Below are 21,442 nucleotides of genomic sequence, written 5' to 3'. Positions count from 1 at the left end.
CCGGAGTTCACGCATGAACGTCAGGCAGGTCATCCCGCCGGATGCCATCCCGAGCATCGACGACCCCACATTCACCGCCGCGTACGATGGCGACTCCGACGAGCGAATCGTCGTCTTCGTCACCCCCGAAGGGATGGCGACCTTCGAGAATCCGGGATTCTCGTTCAACCGCGCAGCCCAACCCGGCGTGTTTCGAGCAGATGGAACCCGGTGGGACGGCGTGACCGGCGAGAGCGACGATGGGCGGACGCTCACCCGGGTACCGACGCGGTGGCTGTTCGCGTTTAACTGGCAGGACGACCACGGTCCACGCTCGTTTTTCTCGAATTGACTACTTTTTAACCTGAAAATTGGTCGTTCGAACAGCAATTTTGCCGACTAATTCGCGTTAACGCGCAAAGAATTATATAAAAGTCGCTCGATTCACCACTTGCATGGCGTACTCAGCTGAACCTTCGACGACAACTCCCGTGTGGCGTGACCCGGAACACTGTCCGTTCTGTGGGGCAGAACTGGTCGACGGTGGACCGGCATTCATGGCACACATCGACGACAGTCAATCCTGTAATCAGGGGTTCAGTCTGTGGCGCCAGCAAGTCGCAGACGACATCGGCAGCGAGTGGGGCGGCTAAGCCTTACTCTGCGTACGGTCGTTCGTAGCCGTTGTTGATGACGTGGCGCACGTAGTTCGCGTAGGTCCGGTCTGCGGGATTCGTGGCAACCTGTTCGTACTGGACTACGCCTTCTTCGTCCACGATGAACGTCCCAGCGAGTGGAATCTCTCCGTGTGCGGCATGATGTTCGGTGCCAGCATAGGCGGAAACCAGTTCCAGGTCGGGGTCCGAAAAGAGCTGTATTTTGAGGTCGAACCGATCGCGCATCTCCCGGAGCCGTGAAACCGGTTCGTTGCTCACGGCGATGATCGTCGTGTCGTGGTTTCGCCAGAGGTCGTATGCGTGATTGCTGAACGTCTGGAGCTGTTCTGCACAGTACGAACACCAGTGACCGCGGAAGGTCAGCACGACGACGGGACCGTCCTCGCGTGCCGCCGTGAGGGTGCGCGTGCTGCCGTCCGTGCCCTCGACAGAGAACTCCGGTGCGTCCGTGCCTTCGAGTGTCATACCCGCTTTTACGGGAGCGATGGCTTGACGCTACGGGTTGTGGCAACAGGAAAATCGAGCGGTGTGTCGTCCGTTCAGGCCGACTTCATGACGCCCTCGACGTCGGCTGTCGAGTAGTCGAGGCCGTGGGTCTCTTTTGCGTGCATTTTGACCATCTCGATGAGTTCGTCCTTGTTCTCTGAACGAATCATGAAGTCACAGTCGTTTCCAGCATCGCGGCAAAGTACTTGGTGAGCCATTGGCATCTCCGACCCCACAGAGGCGAGCGTTTCACGTAGTTATAGTTCCCTTGCACCAGAGCAGTCAGGAAAAGCGGACGATTAGGTGTCGTCGTCGTGGTGCTCGCGGTGGAGTTCGAGTGCCTCCTCCGGGGTGACGGTTTTCCACTCGCCGTCACCGAAACTGACCTGTACCATCCCGTCAGGGATGTCGGCCTCGACTTCGACGGCGTGTTCGGTGGCGATGTGTTCTGCGAGCCGGTCCTGTGCTGCTCGCGTCGTGGGCGCGACTGCGTGCCAGCCACAATCGTCGTTTGGACAGCGAAGCATTCGTGGCTGAGCAATCGGGGCAGATAGCTTAATGCTTTCCTAACAGCTGCTACCACGCCACACAAACGAACGACGGTGGGATGTCTCTCGCCTGACCGGACGTTCCCGATGCGAAGACGTCCACGAATTCGGGAAAACCGCCGAACGTGGCTCGTCTCGAGGCATACTTAATCGGCTATCTGACGTAGGTTCTGTATGGCATCGAGCAATCAACGATTCACGAATCCAGATCTCACGCCCGAGGAGTTCCGCGACCTCGGGTATCGGACGGTGGACATGATCGCGGAGTTTTACGAGGGTCTCGACCGGCATCCGGTGTTCCCCGCAAAGCACGAGCAAGATGTCGAAGCGCTGTTCGAGGAGCCACTGCCGATGGACGGGCAGGACCCGACAGCCATCGTCGAAGAGTGGCGGACCAAAATCCTGCCGAACGCGACCCACAACACCTCTCCGCGCTACTTCGGCTACGTGATGGGGTCGGGGACGATGATTGGCACCCTGGCCGAGGCGCTCGCCGCCGCGGTCAACATGAACACCGGCGGGTGGAAACCAGCCCCAGCCGCCACTGAGGTCGAACGGCGCACCATCTCGTGGCTGTCGGAACTCATCGGCTACGACCCAGATTGCGGTGGTTTGCTCACGAGCGGCGGAACGATGGCGAACTTCATCGCAGTTCTCACCGCGCTCAGAAACGTCGCCGAATACGATACGACCGTAAAGGGTCTCCAGACGGCCGACCGACCGGGGCGCTACACGCTCTACATGGCCGACCACGAGGGTCACTCCTCGCTGTACCGGGTTGCGGATATGCTCAACCTCGGACGCGAGGCAGTTAGATTGGTCCCGAGCAAGGATGATTTCACGATGGATACAGCCGCGCTCGAACGACTGCTCGACGAAGACATCGCGAACGGCGACGTTCCGTTCTGCGTCGTCGCGCAGGTCGGGTCGATTAACGTGAGTGCCATTGACCCGCTCGCGAAAATCGCCGATATCTGCGCGTCTCGCGGCCTCTGGTTCCACGCAGACGGAGCCTGTGGGGCCGTCGGCGCGATGCTGCCCGAACTCGAAGCGCGCTACGAGGGCCTTGACCGCGCGGATTCGATAACGCTCGACCCGCACAAGTGGCTGTACGTCCCCTACGAGTGTGGAGCCGTTCTCGTCCGCGAGGGGGACCGCCTGCGCCGGTCGTTCGACATGGAAGCGCCCTATCTCCACGGGACGCTCCCCACCGAGTACGAGGGTCACGATTTCTACCAGCACGGCCCGCAGATGTCGAGAGGATTCCGGGCACTCAAACTCTGGATGAGCCTCAAACACTACGGCGTGGAGGGCTACCGCGAACTCCTTCGCCAGAACATCGCGTGTGCTCATCACCTCGACGCGGTCGTGCGAAGCGAACCCGACTTTCAGGCGGTTCAGGAGCCAAACCTCTACATCTACTCGTTCCGGTACGTCCCCGCGGACCTCCGGGCCGAGGAACTGCTGGACGACGAAAACACGGCCGTCATCGACGAGTACCTCGATACGCTCAACCAGAAAATCGCGGACGCGATACAGGAGAGTGGGCTCGCGTTCTTCGGAACCACGTCGATTCACGACCGGACCGTGCTTCGGTTTTCGATTTGCTCTCACCGGTCAACGACCGCGGATATAGATGACGTGGTCGCGGCGATTCGCGCCGCTGGTGACGAACTCGACAACGCGGATAGACCGACGCTCGCAGCGACGAATCCGGACCTCGCACGGCGATAAAACGTGGGTGCGGGTGGTTCAGCAGGCGGTCGTTAGGAGTTGTTTTCGTCTTTGTCTTTGATGTCGACGTGCACTGGATCGTCGTCACGACGCTCCTCATCGCCCATCAGGCGATTTCGGAGGTCGTCCGTAAACGACTGGACACGGTCTTTGAGCGTCTCCATCTCGTCTTCGAACTCCTCTACGTTTCGTTCGACGTGATAGACCCGTGTGTGCGGAATCCGTCGAATCGTGTCGTTTCCCTCCTCGTCTTCCCCCGTCTTGATAATCCAGTGGTCCTGGAAGTAGGCGACGTGCTCGTTGTCGACAGTCTGTTCTGTCTTTCCGTCTGCACTTTCGTAGACGATAGTCGCCTGACCGAGGTCGTTTTCGACCATATCTGGTCACGTCGCCGGACACAGAAAGGTGCTGGGGCCACCGCCCGGTTGAAGGGGCTGAGGTCGGCCAGAAGAGTTAATTACGTTAGTTTTCGTCGTTGCGGTACATCCGCAGCCCGCGACTGCCCTTGTTCCAGACGCCGTTTTTGATGTGGCTGCGTTTGATGGTCACGTCGGAACTCATCCGGTTGAGTTTGACCGCTTCGTGCCCGGAGAGTGATTGGGCGTCGATGCGTTCGAGCCACGCGCCGTTGCTGTTTACGACGATTGGGACGTGATTGGCCGTCTGTGACCCGCGGTAGACGAGTACGTCGTCGCCGTTGAGGACGAGGCCGCGACGGAAGTGGGAGCCCGGCTGGTTGATGTTCACGACGCGGAACTCGCAGTTGTTGCGGTTGCAGCGAATCGCATGACGCCACGACTCCCCGTCTGCATTGCCCGTGATATCCACGTATTCGAGGTGGACCTTCCCGGCGTCGTCGCCGTTGATTTGAATCGCATTCCCACCTTTGGCGATGTCGATGTTGGTGTCGACGATTTCGGTCGGGCCAGCCTTCGACTGGACGACGATACCGTGACAGACGCGGTCACCGATGGTGATGTCGAGCCCGCGCAGGTAGGCGCTCTCGCAGTCGTTCATCACGGTGAGGGCGTGACCGTTCGGTTTTACGAGCCGAATCTTCGTGTTCACGACCATCATGTTCGGCCCCTCGTCGAGGCGGATGCCACGCTGGTTCTGGTTCTGGGGGTTCTGCTTGTCAACGACAACTTCCGCGCCGGTGACAAGACAGTCGTGACCGCCGAGACGGATGCTCGCTGCCTCGCTGTTTGCGTAGCGCCCGCCGTTGACGATGACTCGCCCGTTGGTCACGGCGTAGAGGCCGTTGTCCGGCCAGTCGTCGAGTTCGCAGTCTTTGAACTCGATTTGGCCCTTGTGGTAGCGACTGCAGAGGATGCCCGTCGGCCCACGCCAGAGGTCGCCCGGCGTGTCCTCGTCCCACGCGCCGCCGTCGTTCGCCCGGAATCGCTTGACCATGCCCTTGCCGTTCGGCGACGTGATAGAGAACAGCGCCGGGCCGAACGTGCCCGAGTCGTGGCGGCCGACGATTTCGATGTCGTCTACGAACAGGCCGTCGTCCACCATCGCGTCGATGGCTCGAATGCCCGTGTGCTTGCCCCGGAGGTCGACTTTGAAGCCCTGAAAGTGGAGGTCGACGCCCGGGTTGTAGTAGATGCCGAGGCGGAACAGGCGATACTGTGGCCCGTCGAAGTCGTAGTAGTTCGCCGGGACGAACGTGGCGTCGTCGCCCACCATTCCGAAGTTCCGAAAGCCCGTAAACCGGAACTGCTCGTCCATGAAGTACCGGCCCGGCGGGAACTTGAGCAGCGTGTCGTTGCCCGCGACACGGCGCAGAATCGGCGTGATGGATTCTCCGCCCGTCGGGTCCGCGCCCGCGTCCTCGACCATGTCGATGACTCGACTGTAGCTGTCGTCTACGTGGTCGTGCGCTTTCGCCGTACCAGAAGAAAGCAGCGTCGTCCCCGCCGCAGTCGCCCCGACTGCGCCCATGAACTGCCGCCGCCCGATGGTGGTGTGCTGTGCCTGCTGGTTTGCGTCGATGTCCTCGTTTTGCATGTGATTTGTGGGGTGCGATTCTCGGGCCCGGTCGGATGCCGTATGAGTGGAGTTGAGACTAAACCCGTAGCTATCGCGAAGCCGCATATTCGTATTTCGATGACAGTAATTCCCGTTTGAATTACTTTCTAATATTAACATTCTAGTAAGGATATAAAATTGTTATGATTTCAGTAGTATACTGACATAGATTAATTACTGTCTGGAAATATGAGTAATAAATGCAGTCATTAAGGGGCTATTAATTGAAACATAAAACCCTGAATTTCAGGTTTCTAGCGGCTAGAAACCCAAAATTCTCATTCCGCAATTATTCCGATGCATTCCTTCCTACACGTTCTATCATACTTTTCAAAAATCAGAGTAATGGACCGTTTCACACCGCTTAGACAGGTTCTAAACCCCGGAATTCGCGAGTTTCGTATCAATCTACTAGAGTAGTCTCTGAGCGGGGTAAACCGGGTTCATCGCATCGGCGTTCACGTCACTCGGGATGAATGTTTTGGCAATATTTGCTAGGTCTGCGACGCCATATTTTGGTCGTGCGCGCAGTCACCTCCGACCACGCGCGGTGCTCACCAGTTACGACAGGTCGGATTGAAGTCGAGGTGAGCCGTGGCAATAGTAGTCCCAACCGGATATCGAACCACGCGAGCTGCTCGCGCCGCTCTCCCGTTTGAACCGGGGTTCAGTTACGATTTACGCGTTGGCTTCCCAGCGCGAAAATACGATAGTCCAAACCGGATATCGAACAACGGTCGCAGATAAGCTGCTCCCTTATTCGAATCCGGCGCTCTTTCAGCGTTACAGCCGAGGCTCAACGTGGAGCCTCGGCAGAATATATAGTCCCAACCGGATATCGAACTGAAGTCGCTCCCTTTGGTCGCTCCAAACTTCGAATCCGGTGGTCAGTCACGAATATAGCCGACGCTCGCAGTTGAGCGTCGGCAAAGTTAGTAGTCCCAACCGGATTCGAACCGGTGTCAACGGCTCCAAAGGCCGCTATGATTGGCCACTACACCATGGGACTGCACTCACTTCGTTCGCTCATCCCACGTACCTCGCAGTTCCTTCGGAACTGCTCACCACCGCGAGACTCGATTTGCTCGCCTCGCGTGATTCGCAATCCGTACCGGATTGTTCATCACCATGGGATTGCACTGCGTTTGTCCCATTAGCCTTCACGCGTGGCGTGAAGACACCATAGGACTGCTCGATGTGAGACTTCACTTCGTCCTATCTGTTCCCTATACTTGAACGCTTCGAGAATCCGCAGACTAAGACGCGATTCAGTCGCGGTCCTGCATCATGACCGTGACCGGACCGTTGTCGAAATTGAGGAGCACCGACTGTGCGACGTCGCCGAACAGCGCCTTGCCGGAGGGCGAGCGACGCGTCCCGATGAGGAAGATGTGGTCTGCCTCGAAGTCCTCTGCGGCGGCGAGGATGCGCTTCGTGAGCTGGCCCACGACACTCACCGTCTCGTACTCAATGCCGAGATCCTTCAGCTCCTCAAGGCCGAGCTTCGTCGCGAGGCGGAGGGCCTCGTCCTCTGCCTCTTCGAGGGTGTAGGTGGTTTCCCCGGAAGAACCTTGACGGCGGGCCTCGTGGCGCTCGTCGTATTCTTCCTCGGGAAGAATCGAGAGGAGAACGAGTTTCGCGCCGCTGCCTTTGGCGAATTCACCCGCTTCGCGGACCAGTTCTCGGTTGCTGTCGAGGGGTTCGACCACGACCAATCCGGTTTGCATGGCAGGGGCTACACGACGGGATGTGATAAAAGGTTACGACGGGACGCGATTACGATTATTTCGCGGGGCTCGACTGGGAGGACGACTGGGAGAGCTCCAAGTCCTGGACGAGAAGCGAGCAAACGTCGTCCTCGGCGGAGAAGCAGTCAGGACAGCGTGAGTCGCGGTCGATAATCGTGTCGAGGCGGTCTGCCACCGTCTCGTCGATGACGCTTTCCAGTGCCTTCGCCTCGGCATTGAACTCCTCTACGTCCAGCACCTCGATGAGGAAGCGTTCGATGATGCAGTAGGTCTGGAGCGAGTCCCGCGCACGCATGATTCCCTCGTCGGTGAGCGATGCGCCTTTGTACTTCTCGTGGATGAGCAAGTCCCGGGCTTCGAGCTTGCCGATCATTTCGTTTACACTCGCGGGACTCACCTCGAGCATGTCCGCGAGTTTGCCCGTGGCGGCGGGACCGTCTTCCATCTGCTGGACGAGGTAGATTGCTTTCAGGTATTGGTCGGCGGTGTTCATTCGCGCGTCTCCATGAGTTTAGTCACTGCTTCGACACCCTCTGCTTCCTCTTCGCGGATGGACGCAAGGGTTTCGATGAGGCGGTCTCGGTCGATACTGAACGCGGTTTCACTCGCTTCGATGGCGTCGATGAGGTCGTCGTAGAACTTGTACGCCGTCTCCTCGTTACAGAGCTGGTCGTAGAGCAAACCGTCGAAATCCTCTGGCTTGGTGCGCCCGTAGCGTTCCGAGACGAGCATCTCGATTTCCTCGTAGCCGATGACCTCCGCATCGAGTTCGTCGATGAGCGCAGAGAGTCGCTCGCGGTGTTCTGCTGACTCCTCTGCGGCGTGTTCTAAGAGGTGGACGATTTCGTCGTCGAGTTCGTCCGCGCCGAGCGATTCGTAGTGGTGGTGGGCTCTCGCTTCGACGACTTCCTCTAAGACGACCCCAATCTGGAGCAGCCGAGCGAGCTGGTGGTCCGACGAGACGCGCTGGCCAAGGCTCATGGGGCGCACCTCGCATGACGACCAGATACCGTCGCCGTCGTGACCATTCGCATAAAGCTAGTTCGGAGAGACGGGAACTTAAGCCGTTCCCTACTCACCGGGTTAGTTGTGCAGGCGCTCTTCGATGAGCGCTTCGAGGTCGGTGCGGAACTCGTCGACCTCGATTTCGTCGAGTACCGGGACGAAGAATCCTTCGACGAGCATGTTCTTCGCCACCTGCTCTGGAATCGACCGGGAGGTCATGTAGAGGAGGTCCTCTTTGTCGACCTGTCCGACCGACGCCGAGTGGCTGGCCTCGGTGTCGTGGTTGTTGATGATGAGCTTCGGACTCGCATCTGCCTCGCTCTCGTCTGAGAGCATCAGCGTGCTCTCGCGCTGGTAGGAATTGGTGTCCCACGCGTCGCGACCGACGTCCTGGACACCCTCGTAGACCGAGCGGGCGGCGTCGTCGAGAACGCCGCGCGTGACGAGGTCTGCGGTCGTGTGCTCTGCCATGTGCCAGACGCGGGAGGCGATGTCGATGTGCTGGTCGTTGTGACCGAAGAACGCACCGATGATTTTCGTCTCGGAAGTGTCTCCATTGAGGTTCGTCTCGACCGAGGACTTCGTCATGCGAGAGCCGATGTTGCCCTCGATGAAGTTGATGGTCGAGTAGGTGTCCGTGTCCCCGCGCTTGAGCTGGTAGTTGTACGTCTCCTCGTCCAGGTTCTGGAGGGAGCCGTACTGTACGTGGCTGTTCTCACCAGCGACGATTTCGACGATGCCGCTGTAGTAGCGCTCGCCCTCGACTGCCTCACCCGTGGACTGGCGTTCGAGGATGGTCACCGAGGAGTTCTCCTCCGTGACGACGAGCGTGTAGTTGAACAGCGACCGCGAGTTCATCGTGGTGCGAATCTTCACGTCCTCTGCGTCGACGCCCTTCGGGACGTAGACGACGGTGCCCGTGGTGAACAGGGCCGTAGAGAGGGCGGTCAGGTAGTTCTCCTGGGTCGGAACGACGGAGCCGAAGTGCTCTTTGACGAGGTCTTCGTGCTCGTTCAGCGCTTCCGCGAAGGAGAGCACTTCGACGTTGTCGGGACCAACCTGGTCTTTTTCCTCCGCCGCGTTGAGCGGGTCGACGAACGACTCGAAATCCAGGTCTGCGAGGTTGGTCCAGTTGCGCCCCGGCGTCCGGATGACGTGGGGCATGTCTGCGTCCTCGAGGGCCGCGAGTGCGTCGAGACGGGTCTCGAGCATCCACTCGGGCTCGTCGAGTTGCTCGCTGATCTGGCGGACCTGTTCTTCGGTGAAGTTGGCGTGTACTTGCGCACTCATGTTATCCGAGGCTGCCCTCCATTTCGAGTTCGATGAGCCGGTTGAGTTCGACTGCGTACTCGATTGGCAGTTCTTCCGTGATGGGTTCGATGAACCCGGCGACAATCATCTGCTTGGCTTCGTCGTCGTCGAGCCCGCGACTCTGGAGGTAGAAGATGTCCTCGTCGCCGATCTTACCCACGGTTGCCTCGTGAGCGACGTCGACCTGGGACTCCTGAATCTCCATGTACGGCATCGTGTCCGAAGTGGACTCGTTGTCGAACATCAGTGCGTCACATTCGACGCTCGTAGAGGAGCCAGTCGCCCCACGCGAGATGTGGACGAGGCCACGGTAGTTCGTTCGGCCGCCGTCCTTGCTGATGGACTTGGACTCAATGGTGGACTTCGTGTTCGGCGCGTTGTGGTAGACCTTCGCGCCGGTGTCGATGTTCTGGCCCTTGCCGGCGAATGCAATCGTGATGTGGTTGTCACGCGCACCTGGTCCCTTGAGGATAGTCGCTGGGTAGAGCATGGTTGCCTTCGAACCCATCGACCCGGAGACCCATTCCATGGTCCCGTTCTTCTCGACGATGGCGCGCTTCGTGTTGAGGTTGAACGTGTTCTTCGACCAGTTCTGGACGGTCGAGTACTGGACGTGTGCGCCCTCCTTGACGAAGACTTCGACGCCACCGGAGTGGAGGTTGTGGACACCGTACTTCGGTGCCGAACAGCCCTCGATGTAGTGGACTTCGGAGTTCTTCTCCGCGATGATGAGCGTGTGCTCGAACTGGCCCATCCCCTCGGAGTTCATGCGGAAGTACGCTTGGACTGGCATCTCGACCGTCACGTCCTCTGGGACGTAGACGAACGACCCGCCGGACCAGACTGCGCCGTGCAGCGCCGCGAACTTGTTGTCGCTCGGCGGCACGCATTTGGTCATGAAGTACTCTTTGACGATGTCTTCGTGCTCCTGGACCGCCTGGTCCATGTTGCAGAAGATGACGCCCTTTTCCTCCCACTGTTCCTGCATGTTCTGGTAGACAATCTCGGATTCGTACTGCGCACCGACACCGGAGAGTGCCTTGCGCTCTGCTTCTGGAATCCCGAGTTTGTCGAACGTGTCTCGAATCTCTTCTGGCAGTTCGTCCCAGTTATCCACACCGCCGCGTGTCTCCACGTCTGGGCGGATGTATGGGACAATCTCGTTGATGTCGAGCTCCGAGAGGTCCGGCTGACCCGGCCAGTCGGTGGGCATCGGCATCTTCTGGAACTGCTTCAGCGCGCGCAGACGGCGCTCGAGCATCCACTCGGGCTCGTCCTTGTCTTCGCTGATGAGACGGATTGTCTCTTCAGTGAGGCCTTTTTCCGTTTTGAACGCCGACTTCTGCTCCTTTTTGAACTCGAAGCGGGCCTCGGTGTCGGTTTTCTTGAGGTGGTCTTCTTGTGAACTCATTGTTGTTAGTGGGTGTTTGTTCGCCAGTCCCTTTACGCTGTCTCGTAGACTTCTTCGCGAATCCAGTCGTACCCCTTGTCTTCGAGCTCCTCAGCGAGCGACGCGTCGCCGCTCTTTACGACCTTCCCGTCCATCATGATGTGGACGTGGTCTGGTTCGACGTAGTCGAGGATGCGCTGGTAGTGGGTAATCTGAAGGATACCCGTGCCGACCTCGTCGCGAAGCGCGTTGATGCCCTTCGAGACGTCCTGCAGGCGGTCGATGTCGAGCCCGGAGTCGATTTCGTCGAGCACGGCGATGGATGGCTCGAGGATGGCTGCCTGCAGCACTTCGTTTTGCTTCTTCTCACCGCCGGAGAACCCGGCGTTCAGGTAGCGCATCGCGAACTTCTCGTCCATGTCGAGGAGTTCCATCTTTTCTTTGAGAATCTGCTGGAACTCGGCGACACCGACTTCGCCATCGTCTGCTGGGCCTTCCATCGGGGAGGTGGAGTAGCCCGCTTCTTCTTCTTCCTCGTCGTCGTCCTCGCCGAAGATGAGGTCCTCGCGCTCTTCGAGTTTCGCGTTGAGCGCGGTGCGGAGGAAGTTAACCATCGTGACGCCCTCGATCTCGGCGGGATACTGGAAGCCGAGGAAGATGCCGAGTGCGGCACGCTCTGGTGGTTCGAGGTCGAGGAGGTTCCAGGTGCGCTTTGCCTCTGGAATCGCCTCGTCCAAGTCCGCGAACTCGTCTTCTTCGAGGTGGAGGAGGATTTCTCCGGCGGTGACCGTGTAGGCCGGGTGACCGGCAATAATCTTCGCCATCGTCGACTTCCCGGAGCCGTTCGGTCCCATCAGGGCGTGAATCTCGCCGGACTGCACTTCGAGATTGACGCCGCGGAGAATCGTCTCGCCGCCCTCTTCTGCTACTTCTGCGTGTAGGTTTTTGATTTCTAGCCTAGCCATTCTGGAGACACCTAAGTCGTCTTGAGATGGGTACGTCGCGCCCATAATCCTTTCGCAATCCTGCGCAAGACTTTTCGATTTCAGAAAACAGAATTTTGTGTTTGAGAAAAGAAAACGTCCGTCAATGCAAAGTCAAATTCCTGAAAATAGAACGGTTTTCGGTCCAATACAGTCTCTGTGTCTTGGTTTTTGCTAGAGAGACTCAAGCACAGATGAGTGAGCGTCGAAAACCGCCACAAAGCGTCCGAAATCCCTCCAGAAAAATTAACTATCTAACAGTCACATGAAGCTCCCGAGCCCAGTCTGCTCCTGTCCCGATTTGACTTCTTCCCAGGAGATGTCGAGGGCTTCGAGAATGCGCTCGATTGGTCCCTGTAATGTCTTTTCTAACATCTTGTCCCAGTCAACCTGGAACTCTTCTGGAACCTGGTCTGCGTACTCGAAGCAGATGACGTCCGGGTCGCGTTTGAACTCGCCGTAGAGCAGTTCGTCCGCCGTCATTCCGGCAGGGTCGATGCCGGTCTCCGTTTCGATACGTCGGAAGAACGCCGGGTGCACTTTCGCGAGATAGAGGCGCTTTGGCTTGCTCCCGCGCTGGAAGTTCGTCCCGAGCAGCAGGTTCGCGTATTTCGCCCCGCGTACGTGTGCGGTGTCGGTGTCGTAGTTGTCTAACTGCTTCCCGATACCGCCCGGAATCGCCACGTCGTCCAACCCGACGTTCCCTGCTCTGAAGTCCTCAATGACGTCGTGGACGTAGGTTTTCACCTTCTCTAAGTCCTCTCCGTGGACGATCATTTCGATGACCCGGAGCTGGACCTCCTTCGTGATGGGCGCGATGTCGGAGCGCTTGTACTCGAAGCCGGTGATGTCGATGTCGTCTACGTCTTTGCCTTCCTTCCAGATGATGTGGCCCGCGTAGCGCTTCTTCTTCCCCGCCTGGAAGAACCGCCGGTAGAGTTTCTCGAACTCGATTTGGAAGCGGTGGTTCTCTGCGTTCAGTTTCTCGCGCGCGAACTCGTCGTAGGCTTCGTTGATGTGTTCCTCGATGTCGAACGACTGCTCGATGGCCGACTCCTTGTCTACGTCTGGTCCGAGTTCCAGCATGATTGAGTCGGTATTGTGCAACACTAGTCCACCAACGGCATCGACGAAGGTCTCGTTCTTCTCGACGCTCAAGTCGTAGACGTAGCCATCGTGTTCGACTTCAGTAAGAACTGGGTCGCGACCGCTGCGGTAGTAGTCGCACGTTCGAATCGTGTATGTCCCCTTCGAGTCTCGATATTTCATCGAGTGTTTCTGGTTTTGTTGGGTCAAAAGCATGGAGAGCCCTGCAGCAAGCTCTCTACTAGTGGTTTCGTAATCGAAATTCCGTTTCGCATAGTCGTCTGCGTATCGTGGGAATTTTCGAGAGCCGTCACCTTCTACGAGGACTTCCAGGAAGACGTCTTGGAGCTGGTTTTCGAGGTGGAAGACGAATCCAGGGATACGCTTTCCACGAGACGTTTGTCCAGAAAACTCCCTAAAGAATACAGCAGAGAGTTCGTTCATCATCTGAAGCTTCAATGTCGTGTCGTTGTACGACACCGAAGCCGGTTCACCTCCTGTCTCGTACGAAACCGTCCGCTCCGCTTGTGAATCGCTTGCGATGATACTTGCGGTCGCTCCCTCGAAAAGACGGTGGTAGTCGTCTTTGAGTTGGGTAAGCCACTCTTGACGCGATTCCGAGATGCTCGCACCAAATTTCGAAGCAGTCGTCTCTTGTGTCGAGGAACTTCCCTCCGCTAAATAGGCAGCAAGAAGCCGAATCAGTGCGGCCCCGTCCGCACTTTGCAAGTCGATTCGGCGCTTCACTTTCACCGTTGACTGTAATCGACCGTGGTGTTCGTGACCGAACCAGACCCATTCGTCGTCTGCGTGGATATGCTTTATCTTCGTTTTTCCGCGCTCGGAACCAACACTCCTGCCGTCGGTGTATTCGCGTTCGTAACCGTTCAGCATCTCGTAGACGTCTATCGAGTCAACAGAGGCAACATCCGGAAACGATGGAATTCGAAGCGGCTCGCGAACGTCTGCAGGCGAGGCCTCGACGAATGTGCCATCGTTTTCGACCATGTAGGAGTGGTCGTGTGTTGTCGTAGACTCACCGAATTTGTGCTGCAGCCGAACCACTTTCTTGTCCGTCTTGTGGCGAATGACTTGCGTAATTGGCTGCCACTCTGCGTCCCCGGTCTCGCTCAGCGAGAGCGCGTTCCATCCGTCAAGCGAGCGGCGTGATTTCCCAACTGTCGAGTGGGCAACTGGACCTCCATCTGCAGTGATAAGAATGTCGGCATCGTCGGCAGATGCCAATTCGAACAATTGCTCGATTGGTATTATCTGGACCGTTCCAGACGGGTCTTGCACAACGATTGGTCGGTCACCAGTAACGCTATCGCCGTACACCACGTTGTAACCCAGGTCGTTCGCGGCCTGCTCGGTGAAGTTGATGACCTCACGGCCAGTCGCGGTCACCGCAGCGCCCATCTCCTTGTCGTACAGGCGGAATCGCTCCCAGCCCAGCACCCCGTATAGGGAGTTCATGATGACCTTCACGGCGGCCTGCTGGCGGTCGAAGCGGTCGTAGTCTGTCGAATCGGGGTCGTTCTGGTTGCGAAGTTCCTTCTTCTGTTCGCGTTCACTCAAGAGTTCGTCCACCATCTCTCGGATGATGCCGTCTGGCTGTTTTCGGAAGTGCGTCCCGTTCGGGGCTTTGAACGTCTCGCCCTCATAATCGGGGCCGACCTTGGAGTCGGGCGAGGCATTGATGGTGACCATGCACATCGGGTACAGCGACTTCAGGTCGAGCACCGTGACGTTCTCGCGGACGCCCGAGATGGGGTCGAACACCGCACCGCCTTCGTAGTCTTCGCTCTCAGCTCGGCCCTTCGAGGGCAGGGCGAAGTTGCCGTGGACCTTGTGCAGGACGTAGAGGTCCACCGCGTCGCCCGGCGTCGGCGCGTCTTCGAGTTTACACCCGACGAACGACGCCACCTCGCGCCAGAACGGGATGATTCCCTGCTTACGGTCGAGTTCGACGCACAACTCCACGTCGCGCAGGTTGTACTCCAGCAGTTTCGACGGGTTCTCCTCCCAGAGGTCGCCAATAGACCCGGCATAGCGCTCCTTTCCGATGCCGAGTTCGACTTCACCCACCGCGTCGAGGCGGTAGGAGTCGAGTTCGGTGAACTGAGTCCGTTTGTAGCCATACAGCAGGTCGAACACGACGCGTCCTTTGATGTTCGGCCCCTGCCAGTCAGAGCGCCAGACCTCGTCTACGCGCGAGAGACGATTGTAGTCGAGGTCGTACGCTGAACCGCGTTCGAGTTCTTCGAGGCGGTCTAAGAGGTACGGCGCGTCGAAGTCCGCGAAGTTCCACCCGGTCAGCACGTCAGGGTCGGTTTCGACCAGATAGTCGAGGAACGCCGCGAGCATCTCGTCTTCTGCCTCGAACCGGCGAATCTCGAACTCGATATCCCCCTCTATCGGGTCGTAGGCAGAGAGGTCGTCCGGTCCCGTCGCACCGTCGGGAGCCTCGTAGAGCCACATGACGTACTCGTCGTCGAACGAGTCGTGGCTGGTCAGGCAAATAATCGGCTCCTCGCCGTCTTCGGGGAAGCCGTTTCGGTCCTCGACTTCGATGTCGAACGTGTTCACGCGCAGGTTCGCATCGACGTCGACCGCCTCGATTTCCGTGTGCGGGACGTGGATGGCGCCGTCGTCGCCGCGGCGTTCTGGCACCCGAATTCCGCTTGTGATGTCCTTGTCGATGAGCAGGCGGTTCGGGAACAGGATGTCCGCCTCGAAGTGGTCGAAGCGGTCACGAATCTGCCCCACGTCGCGCGGCGTGCGCCCGAAGATTTTGGTCAGTTTCTCTCCCCGAATGCTCTCGTAGCCCTCTTCCCACCCCGTGATGACGTCCATGTCGAGTTTGTCGTCAGAGAGCGAGTCGGTCGGCGCGTAGAAGTACGGCCGAAAACCAGAGACGAGGACGTGTTCGAGTTCGTCGTCCGCCGTGCGTCCGAAGACGTGGAGGACGGGGGCTTCTGCGTCGCCACTGCCGACGAGCGTGTAATCGACCTGCGAGACGGCCAGTTCGATGGTTCCGGTGGCGTCGGGGAATTTCTTGGCCGCCGAGTCGACGACGTCCGCGTGCGTCGCGCCGTCGCCGGCGACCGCTCGTGCCTCCGCTGCGAGCCGGTCTGTCTCCTCCGCTGGCTCCGTGGCATCGAACTGGTCGAGCCCCATCTGCGTCATTGTAGGAAGAACTCGTCCAGCCGATAAAAACACCCGCGGTCCAGCGTCTACACTTGCAACATCCACAAAAGATTTAATGTGATAACACATATCATACTTCGAGGTGAAATGGCCTAATGTCAAACCACGCAAGTTCGCGTCGGCAGCCAGATAGCGCTGACAGACCAGAGCCAGCCGTCCCGGCAGGAGTCGAGACCACAGAGGTCTACGAGACAGAGGACGGAATTGTGCTCTATGACGCGGAGAACCCGCTTGCGTGGGTACAGGCCACGCACGCTGTTCGACTGAGTGACGTGGCATAAGGGGAGTATCGTGACGTGGCGACACGTCGGAGAATACTTTTTTGCGGACGACGTAGGACGAAGCGTGTTCGACCTAGAGGAAGAGGACTCAGACGCGTGGCCGGACGAGCCAACGGAGTTCGACCCCGAGAAGGACATCGGCCCGAAGATTCCCCAGGTCCAGATGCCAAAGACGGACATGTCGGACGTCCCAGACGACGTGTTCCGTACTTTCTGGTCGCTCGTCCTCACGTTCAATATCGCGTTGTTCGCCCTGAGCCTCGGCGCGATGCTGATGTACTTCCGTGGCCAGTTCCAGACCGGCGGAGCCGTGTTCGCACTCGGGGTCGTCTCACTGGTCTACGGCGTCGCAAAGTACCGCGCCTTCCAGAACCGATAACCGGCCTGCCTCCCTTCCTCTACCCATGCGGACGGTCACCGACGACACCGGACGACACCTCCTGCTCATCGCCGAGTCGAGCGACGCAAGTCGCGTTCGAGACCCGGAGACCGGCGAGGAGTTCTACGTCGAAAACGACCGACTGTCGCACGTCGACGGCGAATCGACCTTCGAAACCGTCGCCAGAAGCGTCGACGAACCCGTCCGAAAACTGCTCTCTGCGGTCCACACCGAGTGGGCGCTCGGCTTGCTCATCCACCTCGACGAGAACGGCCCCGTGTCCGCCCGCGAACTAATGGAAACCGACGACAAGTGCGAGAGCACGCTGTATGGAACCATCAGCGAGTTTCGCGCCGCCGGCCTCGTCGTCGAGGCGGACGTGTTCGGCGAGCGCGGCTATCGAACGACCGAGCGGGCGAGCGCGGCGCTACACCAACTCCGCGGGTAACTCCCGCGCCTCGCGTTCTGCACTCGACCGGTTGCTCGTCGCGTCTTTTTCCACCACGACGAGGTCGTCGGCCGCGCCGACGAGTTCCTCGTCGTGAGAGACGACCACGATTTGCTCCACCCCGAGCGTGCGCATCGAGTCGATGAGTTCGATGAGTTGCGTGACGTGCCCGTCGTCTAAGAACACCGTTGGCTCGTCGAGGATGAGCGGCGGCATCGGGGCAGCCCCGTCGATGCCTTCGGAGAGCAGGCGGTAGATGGCACAGCGCAGGCTCAGGTTGAAGATGGCGCGCTCGCCGCCGGACAACTGGTCGGGAGCCAGTGCCTCGCCGTCCTTCTGGAACACCGTGAGTTCGTAGTCGCCGTCGAGTTCGATGCGCGAATACGAGTCGTTCTGGTAGACGAGGTCGAACACCTCGTTCAACATTCGCTCCAGGGTCTCGACGTTGCGCTGGCGGAGTTCGCTGCGCAAGTCGCCGTACATGTGCTGGAGGTCTTCTGCCTCCTCGTAGAGTGAGTCGAGATGGGAGACGACAGACGCGACGCGGTCACGTCGTTCGCGGAGGTTTTCGAGGTCTTCGATGGCGTTTTCGAGCGCACCGATGGTTCCCTTGAGCGAATCGCGTTTGTCCGTGAGGTGGTCGAGTTTGTCCTCGTTCTCACTCAGGTAGGTCTCTGCGTGCTCTTTGCGGTTTTTCGCCGCCTCGATAGCCGACTCGTCGAATTCGGATTCGAGTTCCTGCTTTCGCGCGGTCAGGTCGGCGAGGCGCTCGCGGCGCTCCTCGTTCATCTCGGCGAGATGGGACCGTCGGTCGCGCTTCTGGGTCATCTGGACCTCGTTTTCCGTGATGTCAGAGAGAAGCGTTTGCATCTCGGTGAGCCGGGATTTCCGCTCGCGTAGGGCCGTCCGTTGCTGATTCAACGTGGCGATCGCCTGGCGCGCCACCGTCGCTTTTTCGGTCGCTTCACTCGCGGCCTCACGCTTCGATTCGGCTCGTTCTTCGAGCGTATCGGCTTCGTCGCGGAGGGTTGCCACCGTCTCGCGGCGCTCTTCGAGCGTCGTCTCGCGCTCTGCGACGAGCTGTGTGACGTTCTCCTTCTGTCGTTCTAAGTCGGCGACTGTCCGCTCTGCGTCGCGGAGCGATTCTGCCGTCTCGATGCGAGCTTCGAGGGCGGATTTCTCCTCCTCGAGTTCCGCGAGTTCGGCGTCCAGCGACGCGAGTTCCTCACGGTCGTCGTCCAGCGAATCGACGTGCGGAGAGTCCTCGACGGGCTGGCCACACTCCGGGCACTTACCTTCGTCGAGCAAGCGTTCTGCGTCCTCGATGCTGGCCTGCAGACTCTCGCGGCGGGCGCGAAGATTCGTCTCCCGGTCCGCCAATTCCTCGCGCTCGGCTTCGAGCGATTCGCGGAGAGTCGCCGCCTCGCCGAATTCGACTGGTGCGTCGTCGAATGCAGCCCGCGTGTCCGCGATTTCGTCGTCGATGTCGCCAACTTTCTCGCGGCGCTCTGTCAGCGTCTCCTCGTCTTCGGCGATGGCTGCCTCCGTTTCGGCGGCCTCCTCGCGCTTCTGTGTCGCCTGTGCGTCGAGTTCCTCAGCCCGCTCTTCGAGCGATTCCGCGTCGCTCGTGTGCGACTGGGCTTCGACGCTCCGCTCCCGGATCTGTTCGTGCAATTCGTCGTCTTCGTCCTCCACCGCAGCGAGTGCCTCCTCGACCGCCTCGGGGGTCGCTTCGTCGAGAGCGCTCGCTTCGACCTGCGATTCGAGGTCGGCGCGAAGTTCCTCGGTGGCTTCCCGGAGATTTCGAAGGCGTTCTTTGAGCGCGTCACGTTCGCTCTCGTCGGTGCGGATACTCTCGCGCACGTCCGAGATTTCCTCGGTCAGGTCGCCGAGTTGTTCGCGTTTCTCTTCGTACGCGTCGAGCGTCTCCTGGGCGTCGTCTCTCGTGTCTCGGGCCTTCTCCAGATTCCCCTCTAAACGCGAGAGCTTTTCCTCACAGTCTGCGAGTTGCGTCTCCGCCTCGTTGAGTTGATCGTGGAGGTTCTGCGCTTCTTTCTCCGCAATCTGGTCGTCGAGCTGGGTGAGACTCCCGTGTTGGTCGTCGAGCACGCTCCGCACGCCGAGGCGGGCGTCGCTCGCCCGTTCGCGATACTCCTCTAACTTCCCGAGCTGGAGGAGGTCGTCGATCATCGACTGGCGCTCGCGGGGGGTCGCGTTGATGAGTTTGTTCACCTCGCCCTGCCGGACGTACGCGCAGTTCACGAACGCCTCGTCGTCCATCCGAAGCAGGGACCGAATCTGTGTCTCCACGTCGGTCACGCCGTCGATGGTCCCCTCCGGCGTTTCGAGGATGCACGACACGGTTTGTGCTCGGTCGCCGCGCACCTTGATGCGGCGCTCGATACGGTACTCCGCGCCCGCGTGGGCGAACCAGAGTTCGACCGACGCCTCCTCCGCACCGATGGTCACGAACTCGTCTAAACTGCGGTCGAACCCGCCGGGGCCGTAGAGGGCGAAAAAGCACGCTTCGAGCAGCGTGGACTTGCCGCTCCCGTTTACCCCGTGGATGACCGTCACCCCGTGGTCGAGAGACAGGTTGGCGTCGTCGTAGCACTTGAAGTTCTCCAGGCGAATCTGCTCGAATTTCATAGGTACTCCTCCATCGACCGCTGGGTCTGCCCACCGCTTGACGACTCACTTGTGGCGTCCGCCGATTCGTCGGCGGGTTCGGCAGCGTCTTCAGCTGCGTCCTCCTTCTCTCCGTCTTCAGCTTCGTCAGCCGTTGTGGCTTCGTCTCTCACTGGCTCTCCCTCGGGGTCGGTTTCCGAGGCTATCTCTGTTGCTGTGTCGTCGTCCGTACCAGCCACCGCATCTGCGGATTCCGTGTCGGCTTCGTCTGCCGCATCGGCCGTTTCGGGTGCGGGTTCAGGTGACTCCGTGGTCGCTTTCTGCGTTGTGGATTCAACGGTTTTCTCGGTGTCAGTCTCTGTGTCCGCTGCCTCCGTCTCGGCGTGCTCCGGGCGAGGTGCGGCGGTGAACACCGAGAGGTCGTCTCCGTCGAGCAGTTCCCGGACGCGCGTTTCGACTTCGTCGCGGACGTTCGAGTCTGCGACTTTGCTGGCGCGAACCACCTCGTCGATTTCGATGGCGGCTCCGCTCAAGCCGAGTTCACGAACCCGTTCGCGGACGGCCTCGTCTGGGTCGGCAAAGGAGACGCTCACCTCGGTCTCAGGCGTTTCGTATTCGCGTTTGTCGTTGACGCGGGCGACGAGTGCCCCCCGTTCGGTGGCGAACTCCTCGACCGCTGCCTGCGAAAACGGTTCGCCGTCGCCCGTGATGGTGACGAGCGCGACGGCGTCGTCGAGGTCGTACTCGCGGACGCGCGCTCGCATCTCGTCGAGTCCCTCACCGTCACCGAGCTCAATGTCGATGAAGTGGAACTGGCGGGTGGGTAGTCCCCGGCGGGTGATGTCCACACCGTTTTCGAACGTGACGATGTTGTAGCCGCGTTCGTCGCGCTCGCTCGCGCTCGCGCGCTCGGTGGACCCACAGTAGGTGACCCACGTTTCACCGACCTGTTTTTTCGCGGGCTTGTGGTTGTCGCCGAGCAACATCGCGTCGAACTCGATGGAGGCCGTTTCGAGGAGCCCTTCCGTGTCCCAGTCGCCGAAGTCGAACGGCGTGAACAGGCCGTGGGTGACGAGCGCGGCGTGGTCGGCGTCGTGCGGTGCGAACTCGTAGTCTAACTGGTCGCGCCGGGAGGGCGGCACGAAGTCCAATCCGTAAAAAGCGGTGTTGCCGAGGACGTAGGGGTCGCTCCCGAGGCGCGTGGCGAGGCCGAGATTCTCGTAGAGGTCGAGCCACTGGCCGTTGCGCTTGCCCTCGTGGTTGCCGACGATTGCGAGAAACGGAATGTCGGCGTCGTCGAGCGTGCGAAGGACAGAGAGCGTCCCGAGAAGGTCCTGAAGGTCCGGTCTGCGGTCGTGAAAGAGGTCACCAGCGTGGATGACCGCGTCGACGTCCGCCGCCACGGCGTCGTCTACGACCTGTCGAAAGGCAGCGAGGAAATCCTCTCGGCGTTCGGCAGTGTGGTACTGCTGATAGCCGATGTGGGTGTCCCCCGTATGAATCACCCGAGTCATG

Annotated in this window: 20 protein-coding genes and 1 tRNA gene; 6 read left to right on the top strand and 15 right to left on the bottom strand. The window is 59.6% G+C overall.

What is annotated here, in order from left to right; translation table 11 throughout:
* The first annotated feature begins 13 nt into the window (after positions 1 to 13).
* Together P0648_RS06850 and P0648_RS06845 are read left to right on the top strand one after the other, a co-directional pair.
* Positions 14 to 331 (top strand): hypothetical protein, encoded by a 318-nt coding sequence (locus P0648_RS06850; protein WP_276248012.1) that lies wholly within the window; start codon positions 14 to 16, stop codon positions 329 to 331.
* Between the two features lie 103 nt (positions 332 to 434).
* Positions 435 to 632 carry a hypothetical protein gene (locus P0648_RS06845; RefSeq protein ID WP_276248013.1) on the top strand — a complete coding sequence of 66 codons (198 nt, stop codon included), beginning with the start codon at positions 435 to 437 and terminating at the stop codon, positions 630 to 632.
* 3 nt (positions 633 to 635) lie between these two features.
* Here P0648_RS06845 and P0648_RS06840 read toward each other — a convergent pair whose 3' ends face one another.
* The 3 genes from P0648_RS06840 to P0648_RS06830 all read right to left on the bottom strand — a co-directional run bounded on the left by P0648_RS06840 (position 636) and on the right by P0648_RS06830 (position 1,669).
* On the bottom strand, positions 636 to 1,121 hold the full coding sequence (locus tag P0648_RS06840) for a peroxiredoxin (RefSeq protein ID WP_277505722.1): 486 nt from the start codon (positions 1,119 to 1,121) through the stop codon (positions 636 to 638).
* Between the two features lie 74 nt (positions 1,122 to 1,195).
* Entirely contained in the window at positions 1,196 to 1,360 is a 165-nt protein-coding gene (locus tag P0648_RS06835) for a DUF1059 domain-containing protein (protein WP_276274432.1), read from the bottom strand.
* A gap of 81 nt (positions 1,361 to 1,441) precedes the next feature.
* The gene (locus P0648_RS06830; protein ID WP_276248016.1) at positions 1,442 to 1,669 is read right to left on the bottom strand and encodes a hypothetical protein; all 228 of its coding nucleotides are present in this window, start codon (positions 1,667 to 1,669) and stop codon (positions 1,442 to 1,444) included.
* A gap of 195 nt (positions 1,670 to 1,864) precedes the next feature.
* Between P0648_RS06830 and P0648_RS06825 the strand changes: the two genes are divergently transcribed.
* Positions 1,865 to 3,424, top strand: coding sequence for a pyridoxal-dependent decarboxylase (locus P0648_RS06825; protein WP_276248017.1), 1,560 nt, complete (start codon positions 1,865 to 1,867; stop codon positions 3,422 to 3,424).
* A 32-nt stretch (positions 3,425 to 3,456) separates the two neighbouring features.
* Here P0648_RS06825 and P0648_RS06820 read toward each other — a convergent pair whose 3' ends face one another.
* From P0648_RS06820 to P0648_RS06775, 10 genes are all read right to left on the bottom strand, one after another.
* Complete coding sequence (locus tag P0648_RS06820; protein WP_277505721.1) at positions 3,457 to 3,801, bottom strand: hypothetical protein; 345 nt, start codon at positions 3,799 to 3,801, stop codon at positions 3,457 to 3,459.
* A gap of 85 nt (positions 3,802 to 3,886) precedes the next feature.
* Complete coding sequence (locus tag P0648_RS06815; RefSeq protein WP_277505720.1) at positions 3,887 to 5,437, bottom strand: hypothetical protein; 1,551 nt, start codon at positions 5,435 to 5,437, stop codon at positions 3,887 to 3,889.
* A gap of 957 nt (positions 5,438 to 6,394) precedes the next feature.
* Positions 6,395 to 6,467: transfer RNA gene (locus P0648_RS06810), tRNA-Gln, on the bottom strand.
* 259 nt (positions 6,468 to 6,726) lie between these two features.
* A complete protein-coding gene (locus tag P0648_RS06805; RefSeq protein WP_277505719.1) occupies positions 6,727 to 7,185 on the bottom strand; it encodes a universal stress protein in 459 nt (152 codons plus the stop codon).
* A gap of 55 nt (positions 7,186 to 7,240) precedes the next feature.
* A complete protein-coding gene (locus P0648_RS06800; RefSeq protein WP_276248021.1) occupies positions 7,241 to 7,699 on the bottom strand; it encodes a metal-dependent transcriptional regulator in 459 nt (152 codons plus the stop codon).
* On the bottom strand, positions 7,696 to 8,187 hold the full coding sequence (locus tag P0648_RS06795; RefSeq protein ID WP_276248022.1) for a ferritin-like domain-containing protein: 492 nt from the start codon (positions 8,185 to 8,187) through the stop codon (positions 7,696 to 7,698). Before P0648_RS06795 ends, P0648_RS06800 begins: the two co-directional genes overlap by 4 nt.
* 102 nt (positions 8,188 to 8,289) lie before the next feature.
* Positions 8,290 to 9,501 (bottom strand): Fe-S cluster assembly protein SufD, encoded by a 1,212-nt coding sequence (sufD, locus tag P0648_RS06790; RefSeq protein ID WP_276248023.1) that lies wholly within the window; start codon positions 9,499 to 9,501, stop codon positions 8,290 to 8,292.
* A 1-nt stretch (position 9,502) separates the two neighbouring features.
* A complete protein-coding gene (sufB, locus tag P0648_RS06785; RefSeq protein WP_276248024.1) occupies positions 9,503 to 10,933 on the bottom strand; it encodes a Fe-S cluster assembly protein SufB in 1,431 nt (476 codons plus the stop codon).
* A 32-nt stretch (positions 10,934 to 10,965) separates the two neighbouring features.
* Entirely contained in the window at positions 10,966 to 11,877 is a 912-nt protein-coding gene (locus P0648_RS06780) for an ABC transporter ATP-binding protein (protein WP_276248025.1), read from the bottom strand.
* A gap of 279 nt (positions 11,878 to 12,156) precedes the next feature.
* Positions 12,157 to 16,161: a DNA polymerase domain-containing protein gene (locus P0648_RS06775; RefSeq protein WP_277505862.1), complete on the bottom strand. Its 4,005-nt coding sequence runs from the start codon at positions 16,159 to 16,161 to the stop codon at positions 12,157 to 12,159.
* 125 nt (positions 16,162 to 16,286) lie between these two features.
* Here P0648_RS06775 and P0648_RS06770 point away from each other — a divergent pair, with 125 nt between their 5' ends.
* The 3 genes from P0648_RS06770 (at position 16,287) to P0648_RS06760 (ending at position 17,299) form a co-directional block, all read left to right on the top strand.
* Positions 16,287 to 16,472, top strand: a complete 186-nt coding sequence (locus P0648_RS06770) for a hypothetical protein (protein WP_276248026.1) — start codon at positions 16,287 to 16,289, stop codon at positions 16,470 to 16,472.
* 64 nt (positions 16,473 to 16,536) lie between these two features.
* Positions 16,537 to 16,851, top strand: a complete 315-nt coding sequence (locus tag P0648_RS06765) for a hypothetical protein (RefSeq protein ID WP_276248027.1) — start codon at positions 16,537 to 16,539, stop codon at positions 16,849 to 16,851.
* A 25-nt stretch (positions 16,852 to 16,876) separates the two neighbouring features.
* Complete coding sequence (locus P0648_RS06760; protein ID WP_276248028.1) at positions 16,877 to 17,299, top strand: hypothetical protein; 423 nt, start codon at positions 16,877 to 16,879, stop codon at positions 17,297 to 17,299.
* Here P0648_RS06760 and rad50 read toward each other — a convergent pair.
* Together rad50 and mre11 are read right to left on the bottom strand one after the other, a co-directional pair.
* A complete protein-coding gene (gene rad50 / locus P0648_RS06755; RefSeq protein WP_277505718.1) occupies positions 17,279 to 19,948 on the bottom strand; it encodes a DNA double-strand break repair ATPase Rad50 in 2,670 nt (889 codons plus the stop codon). The two genes, P0648_RS06760 and rad50, sit on opposite strands and share 21 nt — an antisense overlap.
* Positions 19,945 to 21,441 (bottom strand): DNA double-strand break repair protein Mre11, encoded by a 1,497-nt coding sequence (gene mre11 / locus P0648_RS06750; RefSeq protein ID WP_277505717.1) that lies wholly within the window; start codon positions 21,439 to 21,441, stop codon positions 19,945 to 19,947. The genes rad50 and mre11 overlap by 4 nt, the downstream gene beginning before the upstream one ends.
* Position 21,442: the final 1 nt, after the last annotated feature.

The organism is Haladaptatus sp. DYSN1, assembly GCF_029489995.1.
Taxonomy (GTDB): Archaea; Halobacteriota; Halobacteria; order Halobacteriales; family Halococcaceae; genus QDMS2.
This window is presented reverse-complemented; position numbering and strand designations above follow the sequence as displayed.